The following is an 11,453-nucleotide window of genomic DNA, read 5'->3' on the forward strand; positions in this document are numbered from 1 at the left end:
GGGCGCCACTGACAACGGACTTGACCTGCTGTTTCGGCCGGCGGCCGGCATGCCGATCGCGCTCGGCCCGGTCGGCCGCCCGGTCGACCCGGCCGACGATCGCCGGCCGGCGGCCCTGCGCGCACCCGGATTCAGCCTCTGACCTGCGGCGTCGGCCGACTGTCAGTGGCATGGTGCACGGTTGATCCCACATCAGGTCGAACGATCTGGAGGGGGATCCATGACCGTGTCCGAAACCATCGCGAGCGCCGTGCCCGGCGCCGCCCCGGCCGCCGCGGACCTCGGCTCCGAGGCCCTGCGGCCGCATGCCGAACACGCCTTCGCGGACGAACTGAAGGCGCTCGCCGCCGCGGACGACCGGCCGCGGCCCGCCCGCTGGCAGCTCTCGCCGTGGGCCGTCGCCACCTATCTTCTCGGCGGGACGCTCCCCGACGGCACGGTGATCACACCGAAGTACGTCGGGCCGCGCCGGATCGTCGAGGTAGCCGTCACCACGCTCGCCACCGACCGGGCGCTGCTGCTGCTCGGCGTGCCCGGCACGGCCAAGACCTGGGTGTCCGAGCACCTGGCCGCCGCCGTCAGCGGCGACTCGACGCTGCTGGTCCAGGGCACCGCCGGGACACCGGAGGAAGCCATCCGGTACGGCTGGAACTACGCCCGTCTGCTCGCCCATGGCCCCAGCCGGGACGCGCTCGTGCCCAGCCCGGTCATGCGCGCCATGTCCGAGGGGCTGACCGCCCGCGTCGAGGAGCTCACCCGCATCCCCGCCGACGTGCAGGACACGCTGATCACGATCCTGTCCGAGAAGACCCTGCCCGTGCCGGAGCTGGGGCAGGAGGTGCAGGCCGTACGGGGCTTCAACCTCATCGCCACCGCCAACGACCGCGACCGCGGGGTCAACGACCTCTCCAGCGCGCTGCGCCGCCGCTTCAACACCGTGGTGCTGCCGCTGCCCGCCACCCCGGAGGCGGAGGTCGACATCGTCGCGCGCCGCGTCGACCAGATCGGCCGCTCGCTCGACCTGCCGGCCGTGCCGGAGGGCTTCGAGGAGATCCGCCGGGTCGTCACCGTCTTCCGCGAACTGCGCGACGGAGTCACCGCCGACGGCCGTACCAAGCTCAAGTCCCCTTCGGGGACGCTGTCCACGGCCGAGGCGATCTCCGTCGTCACCGGCGGCCTCGCGCTGTCCGCCCACTTCGGCGACGGCATCCTGCGCCCCGCCGACGTCGCCGCCGGCATCCTCGGAGCGGTCGTCCGCGACCCGGCCGCGGACCGTGTCATCTGGCAGGAGTACCTGGAGACGGTCGTCCGGGAGAGAGACGGCTGGAAGGACTTCTACCGCGCGTGCCGCGAGGTGAGCGCATGACGTCGTCCCCGCTGCGTCCGTCCACCCTCACGCCGCCGCCGCCGCCCGCCCCGGCGGCCCGCCCGGCCGACTCCGCGCGCCGGGACGGGGGGCCCTTGTTTCTTGGGGTGCGGCATCATGGGCCTGGGTCGGCGCGGGCCGTGCGGGGGGCGCTTGAGGCGAGGCGGCCGGCCGTTGTGCTGGTCGAGGGGCCGCCCGAGGCCGACGCGATCCTTCCGCTCGCCGGGGACGAAGGGATGCGGCCGCCGGTCGCGCTGCTCGCCCACGCCGTGGACGATCCCGGGCGGGCCGCGTTCTGGCCCTTCGCCGAGTTCTCGCCCGAGTGGGTGGCGATCCGCTGGGCCCTCGCCCACGGCGCCGCCGTCCGGTTCATCGACCTCCCCGCCGCCCACACCCTCGCCGCCACCGACCCCACCTGGGGCGACGGCGAGGAGGACGAGGCCGACCAGGGACTGCGGATCGACCCGATCGCCGAACTCGCGCGTGCCGCCGGATACGACGACCCCGAGCGCTGGTGGGAGGACGTGGTCGAGCTGCGCGGCGCCGCCGACCCCGTCACCCCGTTCGAGGCGCTCGCCGACGCCATGGGCGCCCTGCGCGAGGCGTACGGCCACGGAGGCCACGCCCGCGATCTGGTCCGGGAGGCGTACATGCGGCTCCAACTCCGGGCCGCCCGGAAGGAGTTCGGCGAGGACGTGGCCGTCGTCTGCGGCGCCTGGCACGTGCCCGCGCTGAACCGCCGTACCACCGCCACCGCCGACCGCGCCCTGCTCAAGGGCCTGCCCAAGGTGAAGACCGAGATGACGTGGGTGCCCTGGACCCACCGCCGCCTCGCCCGCCGCTCCGGCTACGGCGCCGGCATCGACGCCCCCGGCTGGTACGGACACCTCTTCGCCGCCCCCGACCGCCCGGTCGAGCGCTGGATGACCAAGGTCGCCGGTCTCTTCAGAGCCGAGGACAGGATCGTGTCCTCCGCCCATGTCATCGAGGCCGTGCGGCTCGCGGAGACCCTCGCGGCGATGCGCGGCAGGCCCCTGCCCGGGCTCGGCGAGACGACCGACGCCGTACGGGCCGTGATGTGCGACGGCTCCGACGTCCCGCTCGACCTCGTGCGCGACCGCCTCGTCGTCGGCGACGTCCTCGGCGAGGTCCCCGCCGCCGCCCCCGCCGTACCGCTCCAGCGCGACCTCGCCCGGCTCCAGCGCGGCCTGCGCCTCAAACCCGAGGCGCAGGAGCGGGAGCTGGAGCTCGACCTCCGCAAGGAGAACGACGCCGCCCGCAGCCGGCTGCTGCACCGGCTGCGGCTGCTCGCCGTCGGCTGGGGCGCACCCGTCACCGGACGCGGCAGCACCGGCACCTTCCGGGAGACCTGGCGGCTGCGCTGGGAGCCCGAACTGCACGTCCGGGTCGCCGAGGCCGGCGTCTGGGGCACCACCGTCGAATCCGCCGCCACCGCCAAGGCCGAGGCCCGCGCCCTGGAGGCCACCGCCCTCGCCGACGTCACCGCGCTCGCCGAGCAGTGCCTGCTCGGTGGTCTGGGGGCAGCCCTCCCCGTCGTCATGACCGCCCTCGCCGACCGCGCCGCGCTCGACACCGACGTCGGACACCTCGCCCAGGCCCTGCCCGCGCTCGCCCGCTCCCTGCGCTACGGCGACGTGCGCGCCACCGACACGGCCGCGCTCGGTGAGGTCGCCGCCGGGCTCGCGGAGCGGATCTGCGTCGGCCTGCCGCCCGCCTGCACGAACCTCGACACCGACGCCGCCGCCGAGATGCGCGGCCATCTCGACGCCGTCCACAGCGCGCTCCACCTGCTCCCCGAACATCTTGGCAGCCCCGAGCGCCCCGCCAGCTCCGCGATCCCTGACCGCCCCGCCAGCTCCGCGATCCCTGACCGCCCCGACAGTTCCGCGATCCCTGGCCGCCTCGACAGCTCCGGGATCCCTGGCCGCCCCGACAGTTCCGCGATCCCTGACCGCCCCGCCAGCTCCGCGATCCCTAACCGTCCCGGCAGCTCCGCCATCCCCGACCGTGCCCGCAGCCCCGAGCTGGCCGGCCGGTGGGCCGGCGTCCTGCGGGGGCTCGCCGGTCGCGACAGTGTGCCGGGCGCGATCCGGGGCCGCGCCGCCCGGCTGCTCCTCGACGAGGGCCGGCTCGACGAGGGCGAGGCCGCGCGGCTGATGGGCCTTGCCCTCTCGCCTGGTACCCCGCCCGCCGACGCCGCCGCCTGGATCGAGGGCTTCGTCGGGGGCGCCTCCGGAGGCGGCATGCTCCTTGTCCACGACGAACGGCTGCTCGCCCTGGTCGACGCCTGGCTGACCGGCGTGTCGGCGGACGCGTTCACCGACGTGCTGCCGCTGCTGCGCCGCACGTTCTCGGCGTACGAGCCCGGCGTACGCCGCACCCTGGGCGAGCTGGTCGCCCGTGGCCCGTCCGCCGCCGCGAGCCGTACGGAGGCCGGCACACCCGGCTTCGACACCGGCCTCGACGAGGACCGGGCCGACGGAGTCCTGCCGGTGCTCAAGCTGATCCTGGGAGACATCGACCTCGTGGGGGTGGCCCGATGACCGGACCGATGAACGGAACCGGACACGACGAGCGCCTGCGGCGCTGGCGCATGGTGCTCGGCGGCGGCGAGGCCGACGGCACCGGCTGCTCCCTCGCCGGTACGGACGCCGCCATGGACGGGGCCCTCGCCGCGCTCTACGGCCGCGGTATGGAGAAAGCCGGTACCGCACGTGACCGGTCCGCCGGCCTCGGCGCCTCCGCCCCCTCCGTCGCCCGCTGGCTCGGCGACATCAGGACGTACTTCCCCAGCTCCGTCGTCCAGGTCATGCAGCGCGACGCCATCGACCGCCTCGGGCTCTCCACCCTTCTCCTGGAGCCCGAGATGCTGGAGGCCGTCGAGGCCGACGTCCATCTCGTCGGCACCCTCCTCTCCCTCAACAAGGCCATGCCCGAGACGACCAAGGAGACGGCCAGGGCCGTCGTGCGCAAGGTCGTCGAGGACCTGGAGAAGCGCCTCGCGACCCGCACTCGGGCCACCCTCACCGGCGCGCTCGACCGCTCGGCCCGGATCAGCCGCCCCCGCCACCGGGACATCGACTGGGACCGCACCATCCGCGCCAACCTCAAGAACTACCTCCCCGAGTACCGCACGGTCGTCCCCGAACGGCTCATCGGCTACGGACGGGCGGCCCAGTCGGTCAAGAAGGACGTCGTCCTCTGCATCGACCAGTCCGGCTCCATGGCGGCCTCCGTCGTCTACGCCTCCGTGTTCGGCGCGGTCCTCGCCTCCATGCGGTCGATCGCGACCCGGCTCGTCGTCTTCGACACGGCGGTCGTCGATCTGACCGACCAGCTCGAGGACCCGGTCGACGTGCTCTTCGGCACCCAGCTCGGCGGCGGCACGGACATCAACCGAGCCCTCGCGTACTGCCAGTCCCAGATCACCCGGCCGGCCGACACCGTCGTCGTCCTGATCAGCGACCTCTACGAAGGGGGCATACGCGACGAGATGCTGAAGCGGGTCGCGGCGATGAAGGCGTCCGGCGTGCAGTTCGTCGCCCTGCTCGCGCTCTCCGACGAGGGCGCCCCGGCCTACGACCGCGAGCACGCGGCGGCCCTCGCCGCGCTCGGCGCCCCGGCCTTCGCCTGCACCCCGGACCTCTTCCCGGAGGTGATGGCGGCGGCGATCGAGAAGCGCCCCCTGCCCGTGCCGGACACGGCCCAGGGGCTGCGGAATCCGTAGCCGCGCAGCCACCCGGCCGGGCGCGCCCGGGCGCATTGAGGCCCATATCACACCAGGGCCCGTCAGGCCCTCACCTAGCGGCCCGGCGCGTCGTGAGGGTCGTAAAGCCCTGTTCCCACCTGTGCCATGGGCCCCGAGGCCATCCCCGGGGCCCCCTACGGACCGCCCCCTGGCCCCTACACCCTGTGACCCGTATCACCGCTCCTGTGTGACCTGCGATTTAGGGACCCACGTCCCTCGGGGATAACCTGCGAGACGGACATGCCGCGTCCACGGACACCGTGTACGCCTCCCTTGTGACAGCGCAGTCACGTTGCCCTCCGCGGCACGCCCACGCAGACAACGAACCGCGATCATCAGAAAAGGGACGGACGCGCGTGGACCTGTTCGAGTACCAGGCGAGGGACCTCTTCGCCAAGCACGGTGTACCGGTGCTGGCCGGTGAAGTCATCGACACGCCTGAGGCGGCGCGCGAGGCCACCGAGCGTCTTGGCGGCAAGTCGGTCGTCAAGGCGCAGGTGAAGGTCGGCGGCCGCGGCAAGGCCGGCGGCGTCAAGCTGGCCGCCACCCCCGACGAGGCCGTCGCCCGCGCGACGGACATCCTCGGGATGGACATCAAGGGCCACACGGTCCACAAGGTGATGATCGCGGAGACCGCTCCGGAGATCCTCGAGGAGTACTACGTCTCGTACCTCCTCGACCGCACCAACCGCACCTTCCTCGCCATGGCCTCCGTGGCTGGTGGCATGGACATCGAGGAGGTCGCCGCGACGACCCCCGAGAAGCTCGCGAAGGTGCCGGTCAACGCCGTCGAGGGCGTGACCATCGAGAAGGCCCGCGAGATCGTCGCCCAGGCGCAGTTCCCGGCCGAGGTCGCCGAGAAGGTCGCCGAGGTCCTCGTGACCCTGTGGAAGACCTTCATCGCCGAGGACGCGCTCCTCGTCGAGGTCAACCCGCTGGCCAAGGTCGCCTCCGGCGACATCCTGGCCCTGGACGGCAAGGTGTCTCTCGACGAGAACGCCGACTTCCGTCAGCCCGAGCACGAGGCGCTCGAGGACAAGGCCGCAGCCAACCCGCTCGAGGCTGCGGCCAAGGCCAAGAACCTCAACTACGTCAAGCTCGACGGCGAGGTCGGCATCATCGGCAACGGCGCCGGCCTGGTCATGTCGACCCTGGACGTCGTCGCGTACGCCGGTGAGAACCACGGCGGCGTGAAGCCGGCCAACTTCCTCGACATCGGCGGCGGCGCCTCCGCCGAGGTCATGGCGAACGGCCTGGAGATCATCCTGGGCGACCCGGACGTCAAGTCCGTGTTCGTCAACGTCTTCGGCGGCATCACCGCCTGTGACGAGGTCGCCAACGGCATCGTCCAGGCGCTGGAGCTCCTCGCCTCCAAGGGCGAGGAAGTCACCAAGCCGCTGGTCGTGCGCCTCGACGGCAACAACGCGGAGCTGGGTCGCAAGATCCTGTCGGACGCGAACCACCCGCTCGTGCAGCGTGTGGACACCATGGACGGCGCGGCCGACAAGGCCGCCGAGCTCGCGGCTGCGAAGTAAGGGACGAGGTCAAGCACACCATGGCTATCTTCCTCACCAAGGACAGCAAGGTCATCGTCCAGGGCATGACCGGTGCCACGGGCATGAAGCACACCAAGCTCATGCTGGGTGACGGCACCAACATCGTCGGTGGCGTGAACCCGCGCAAGGCCGGTACGTCCGTCGACTTCGACGGCACCGAGGTCCCGGTCTTCGGCTCCGTCGCCGAGGCGATGGAGAAGACGGGCGCCGACGTCTCCGTCCTCTTCGTCCCGCCGGCCTTCGCCAAGGCCGCCGTGGTCGAGGCGATCGACGCCGAGATCCCCCTCGCCGTCGTCATCACCGAGGGCATCGCCGTCCACGACTCCGCCGCCTTCTGGGCGTACGCGCAGTCGAAGGGCAACAAGACCCGCATCATCGGCCCGAACTGCCCCGGTCTCATCACCCCGGGCCAGTCCAACGCCGGCATCATCCCGGGCGACATCACGAAGCCGGGCCGCATCGGCCTGGTCTCGAAGTCCGGCACGCTGACGTACCAGATGATGTACGAGCTCCGTGACATCGGCTTCTCGTCCGCCGTCGGCATCGGTGGCGACCCGGTCATCGGCACCACGCACATCGACGCCCTCGCGGCGTTCGAGGCCGACCCCGACACCGACCTGATCGTCATGATCGGCGAGATCGGCGGCGACGCCGAGGAGCGTGCGGCGGACTTCATCGCGAAGAACGTCACCAAGCCGGTCGTCGGCTACGTCGCGGGCTTCACCGCGCCCGAGGGCAAGACCATGGGCCACGCCGGCGCCATCGTCTCCGGCTCCTCCGGCACGGCGGCCGCGAAGAAGGAGGCCCTGGAGGCCGCCGGCGTCAAGGTCGGCAAGACGCCGACCGAGACCGCCAAGCTGGCGCGCGCCATCCTCGCGGGCTGAACAGCGACACCGCACAGGTGGGCCCCGCCCCTCCCGGGAAACCGGGCGGGGGCGGGGCCCACTCGCGTACGCGAGGGTGCAGGGCCCACTTGCGTACGCCTTACACCGCCTGGGGGATCAGCCGCTCCGGACCGGGGTGCGGCTGCGAGCGGAGCGTGTCCCGCAGCTCCACGTCCTCCGGGGTGAGCGGCTGCGAGCCGCTCCGGATCGGGACGCCGTTGACGGTCCCGCCCGGATGGTTGACCGGCAGGTACTGCGTCGGCGCGGTCGCGGCAGTGAAGGCCGTCGCCGCGATGAGCGCCGCCGTCCCCCCGAGCACCGCGCGCGTCCACATCCGGCTGCGCCGCTCGCTGCCGGTCCGTACGGCCCGGGCCTCCGCGAGCGTCGCCGTCGGCGCCTCCGCGACCAGCGCCGCCAGCCTCCGGTGAAGGACGTCGGGGTCGGCGAGTTCGGGCACGCGCTGTCCGATGACGGTACGGGCGTGCAGCAGGCGGTTGGCGGCGGCGGGGGTGCTCGCCTCGGTCTCGGCCGCCGTGTCGGGCAGGTCGAGGCCGAGACCGTCGTAGAGCAGGACGGTACGGCGGTACGGCGGCGGCAGTTCGAGCAGCGCCGCGAGCAGGTCCCGCCGCCCGGCCTCGGTGGGCGGGGTGTCCGGGTGCTTGTGGGTGCGGCGCAGCCGGTGCCAGGGGGAGAGCGCGTACTCGTACGCCGCTGCCCGCACCCAGCCCACCGGGTCCCGGTCGACCGCGACCTCGGGCCAGTGCTGCCAGGCGTGGTGGAAGGCGTGCTCGACGGACTCCCGGGACAGCCGCCGGCGGCCGGTGAGCAGGTACGTCTGGTGGACGAGACCGGGCGCGGCGTGGGCGTAGAGGGCGTCGAACGCCTCCTCCGGGGTGAGGGGTGGCTCCGTGAGGGAGGGCTCGGGGGGCTCCTCGGGTACCTCGACCGGTTTCAGCTTCTCCAGCGGCTGCTGGGTGGCCGGGGCGGCCGACGCGCCCGCCCGGACGGCACGCGGGGCCTTCTGGCCACCACCGCCACCGCTGCCGCTACCGGCGCCGATACCGAGGGCCGTTGCCGCGGGGGCCTTCGGCGGCTTCGCGGCGCGCTTGGTCGCGGCCCTCGGTCGCGTGTTCGCGGACGCCGCCGCGGTATGCGCGACGGGCTTGGCGGGCCCGGCGCGCGTGGGCTCGGCGGGCCTGCGCTCGGCGGGCTTGGCCGTGGGCTCGGCGTCGATGGCCGGCTGGACGTGCGTCGGGGGCTCCGGCGCCACGGCGGGCCGTGGCTTCCGTTCCTCGTACGCGCCGATCAGCTTCGCGTACGCGTCCTGCTTGCGCCCCCGTGGTGCGGTGCGGCCGGTCTCCCAGGACCTGACCGTGGCACGCGTGACGCCCATGGCCTCGGCGACCTGGTCCTCGCTCAGACCTCTGGCCTCGCGCAGTCTGCGCCGTTCCTTGGGGGACGGCATGCTCCGGTTCATCGGGGACGACCTCCCGCGGGGCAGCTCCGAGCCGAAAAGTACATAAACGTATATTGAGCGACACAACGGCGTTTTGCCTGTTACGCGGGAAAAGCGCGTGTCGTTGGGAGCATGGGGCGCGTGACCCATCTGACCGAGCACACCCCCTCGTTGCCGGCCGAACCGATGGTCCACGGCGGCCGGTCCGCCGCCCTGGCGACCGCCTTCGTGCGCGGCGGACTCGCGGCGGGGCTCGGGCTCGGGGCGCTGGCGGTGCTCGTGACGGCAGCGTGGATCGGTTCGCCGTACCCCGACAGCGGTCCCGGCGGGGCCCTGCACACCGCCGCGGGCCTCTGGCTGCTCGCCCACGGGGTGGACCTGATCCGTACAGAGACCCTCTTCGGGGTGTCCGCACCGCTCGGCGTCGCCCCGCTGCTGCTCATGGCCCTGCCGGGCTGGCTCGTGCACCGGACCGCGCGGGACACGATGGAGCCGTACGCGGAGGAGACCGCCCGGCCCCGGCCCCAGCCCTCGGCGAGCGGCACCGTGGCCGCCGTGTCCGGCGGATATCTGCTGGTCGCGGCATGCGTGGTGGTCTACTCGGCGAGCGGACCGCTGCCCGCCGATCTGCTGACGGCGGGCCTGTGGATGCCCATGATGGTGACCGCGGCCGCGGGCCTCGGCGTCTGGACGGCGGCCGGGCGGCCCCTGCCCGGGCAGGAACAGACGGCCGTGGCGCTGCGCTCGGCCGCTCCGGCGGTCGTGGCCCTGCTCGGCGGTGGAGCGGTGGTGTTCGGGGCCTCGCTGGTGTGGCACGCGGGCGCCGCGCAGGAGTCCTTCGCCGGGGTCGCGGGCGAGTGGTCGGGGCGCGTGTCGGTGCTGCTCCTGGCCGCCGCGCTGGTGCCGAACGCGGCGGTGTGGGGTGCCTCGTACGGTCTCGGGCCCGGATTCGCGCTCGGTACGGGCGCTTCGGCGACCCCGCTGGGCCTCACCGGCGACCCGGCCGTCCCGCCCTTCCCGCTCCTGGCCGCCGTGCCCGCCGAGGGCCCGGGCAGCTGGCCGCACTGGGCGGCCGCGGCGGTCCCGCTCGTGGCGTCGGTGATCCTCGGTGTGGGCGTCGGCCGGGCGGCGTCGGCCTGGACGGGCCGGGAGACGGCGCTGACGGCCCTGATCGGCGCCTGGGTGTGCGGGGCGGCGACGGCCCTGCTCGCGGGGGCCGCGGGCGGCCCGCTCGGCACGGGCCGGCTGTCGGCGTTCGGCCCGGTGTGGTGGCAGGCCGGCGCGGCGGCGGTGCTGTGGTGCGCGGCGTTGGGCGTACCGGTGGCGCTGGGGGTACGGGGGTGGGCGCGGCGCGGCACGAGACCAGCGCCCGAGGTGCTGCCGGCGCCCCCGGCGCGGGCCGTACCGGCGGCGGCCGCCGCCGTGCCCGCTCCCGTGCTGTCGGCCGACGACGTGCAGGAGGACGACGAGGCCGGGTTCGAGCCGTACGACTTCCTTCCGGCGGCCTGGGAGCCCGCCCTGCCACCCCTGCCCGCCCTGCCGCCCCCGCCCGCTGTGCCGCCGCCGGGCCCAGCGACGCCGGAGCCGCCGAAGCCGACGGAGCCCCCGGCGCCATCGGCACCGGAGGCTCCCGTCGACGACCCGTAGGCGGGGTCCTACTCCCGTACCCCGAAGACGTCCCGCAGCGGTTCGGGCAGCAGATCGTTACAGGCCACCTGGCCCGACTTGGTCAGGGCGTCGTCGGCGCAGGTGTAGAAGTCGCGGTAGACGAGCTGGACCGTGAAGCTGCCCGCGACGATCAGCAGGGACAGGGCCGCGGCGACCAGACCACTCACCGCCGCCGTGCGCTGCGAGCGGGCCGCGCCGGGAGTGGCCGCAGCCGGGGCCGCCGGCTGCCCGGCACCCGCCTCGCCAGCCCCGGACGGACGCGCGCCCGCACCCGCGGCTGCGCCCGCAACGGCCTGAGCCTGGGCCTCCGCCTTCGGCTTGGCGCGCAGGGCGCTGATCGCCCAGTACAGACCCAGCGCGCCCAGGAGCAGCGCCAGCTCCTGGATCTCGAAGACGGCGAAGAAGAACGCCCACATGCCCGCGAGCAGCGCGTACCGTGCCCGCCGCTGCGCCGGGTCCGTGGGATCCCACCGTGGGCCCGGCTTCTGGCCCTGGCCGTCGGAACCGCCGGGTCGCTCCGGGCGGCGACCGAAGCCGTCGGACGAGCGGCCGGGCTGGCGGCTGCTCCAGCGTCCCCGGTTCCCGGAGCGGCCCGAGCCGTCGGAGCCGTCGGAGCCGTCGGATCCGGACGACCCGGACGACGCGTCGTCGTCCGAGCCCTCCGGCCGCCGCGGCTGCCACGGCTGGTCCGGCTGCCCCTCGGGCGGCGGCGCGAACGGGTTGTTGTCGTCCGTGGACTGGCGTTCCGGCATCT

General features: G+C 74.0%; 8 protein-coding genes. 6 read left to right on the forward strand and 2 right to left on the reverse strand.

Annotated features, from left to right (window positions below; genetic code table 11):
* Nucleotides 1-220: 220 nt before the first annotated feature.
* The 5 genes from ACZ4VI_RS06890 to sucD all read left to right on the forward strand — a co-directional run bounded on the left by ACZ4VI_RS06890 (nucleotide 221) and on the right by sucD (nucleotide 7,575).
* Nucleotides 221-1,366 carry an ATP-binding protein gene (locus tag ACZ4VI_RS06890; protein WP_467997339.1) on the forward strand — a complete coding sequence of 382 codons (1,146 nt, stop codon included), beginning with the start codon at nucleotides 221-223 and terminating at the stop codon, nucleotides 1,364-1,366.
* Nucleotides 1,363-3,930, forward strand: a complete 2,568-nt coding sequence (locus tag ACZ4VI_RS06895) for a DUF5682 family protein (RefSeq protein ID WP_467997341.1) — start codon at nucleotides 1,363-1,365, stop codon at nucleotides 3,928-3,930. The genes ACZ4VI_RS06890 and ACZ4VI_RS06895 overlap by 4 nt, the downstream gene beginning before the upstream one ends.
* Complete coding sequence (locus tag ACZ4VI_RS06900) at nucleotides 3,927-5,114, forward strand: VWA domain-containing protein (protein ID WP_467997343.1); 1,188 nt, start codon at nucleotides 3,927-3,929, stop codon at nucleotides 5,112-5,114. The genes ACZ4VI_RS06895 and ACZ4VI_RS06900 overlap by 4 nt, the downstream gene beginning before the upstream one ends.
* A gap of 377 nt (nucleotides 5,115-5,491) precedes the next feature.
* On the forward strand, nucleotides 5,492-6,670 hold the full coding sequence (gene sucC, locus ACZ4VI_RS06905) for an ADP-forming succinate--CoA ligase subunit beta (protein ID WP_467997345.1): 1,179 nt from the start codon (nucleotides 5,492-5,494) through the stop codon (nucleotides 6,668-6,670).
* 20 nt (nucleotides 6,671-6,690) lie between these two features.
* A complete protein-coding gene (gene sucD / locus ACZ4VI_RS06910) occupies nucleotides 6,691-7,575 on the forward strand; it encodes a succinate--CoA ligase subunit alpha (protein ID WP_467997347.1) in 885 nt (294 codons plus the stop codon).
* 100 nt (nucleotides 7,576-7,675) lie between these two features.
* Here the strand turns inward: sucD and ACZ4VI_RS06915 are convergent, their stop codons facing one another.
* Nucleotides 7,676-9,052, reverse strand: coding sequence for a sigma factor-like helix-turn-helix DNA-binding protein (locus tag ACZ4VI_RS06915; protein WP_467997349.1), 1,377 nt, complete (start codon nucleotides 9,050-9,052; stop codon nucleotides 7,676-7,678).
* Nucleotides 9,053-9,163: 111 nt separating this feature from the next.
* Between ACZ4VI_RS06915 and ACZ4VI_RS06920 the strand changes: the two genes are divergently transcribed.
* On the forward strand, nucleotides 9,164-10,678 hold the full coding sequence (locus ACZ4VI_RS06920; protein WP_467997351.1) for a cell division protein PerM: 1,515 nt from the start codon (nucleotides 9,164-9,166) through the stop codon (nucleotides 10,676-10,678).
* Between the two features lie 8 nt (nucleotides 10,679-10,686).
* Here ACZ4VI_RS06920 and ACZ4VI_RS06925 read toward each other — a convergent pair whose 3' ends face one another.
* Nucleotides 10,687-11,451, reverse strand: coding sequence for a hypothetical protein (locus tag ACZ4VI_RS06925; RefSeq protein ID WP_467997353.1), 765 nt, complete (start codon nucleotides 11,449-11,451; stop codon nucleotides 10,687-10,689).
* Nucleotides 11,452-11,453: the final 2 nt, after the last annotated feature.

This window comes from Streptomyces sp. NPDC029169 (assembly GCF_055563935.1).

Bases quoted from the DNA above. Each gene is read 5' to 3' on its own strand.
- sucD (WP_467997347.1), top strand. From the start codon at position 6,691: ATGGCTATCTTCCTCACCAAGGACAGCAAGGTCATCGTCCAGGGCATG.
- ACZ4VI_RS06890 (WP_467997339.1), top strand. From the start codon at position 221: ATGACCGTGTCCGAAACCATCGCGAGCGCCGTGCCCGGCGCCGCCCCG.
- ACZ4VI_RS06895 (WP_467997341.1), top strand. From the start codon at position 1,363: ATGACGTCGTCCCCGCTGCGTCCGTCCACCCTCACGCCGCCGCCGCCG.
- ACZ4VI_RS06900 (WP_467997343.1), top strand. From the start codon at position 3,927: ATGACCGGACCGATGAACGGAACCGGACACGACGAGCGCCTGCGGCGC.
- ACZ4VI_RS06925 (WP_467997353.1), bottom strand. From the start codon at position 11,451: ATGCCGGAACGCCAGTCCACGGACGACAACAACCCGTTCGCGCCGCCG.
- ACZ4VI_RS06915 (WP_467997349.1), bottom strand. From the start codon at position 9,052: ATGAACCGGAGCATGCCGTCCCCCAAGGAACGGCGCAGACTGCGCGAG.
- ACZ4VI_RS06920 (WP_467997351.1), top strand. From the start codon at position 9,164: ATGGGGCGCGTGACCCATCTGACCGAGCACACCCCCTCGTTGCCGGCC.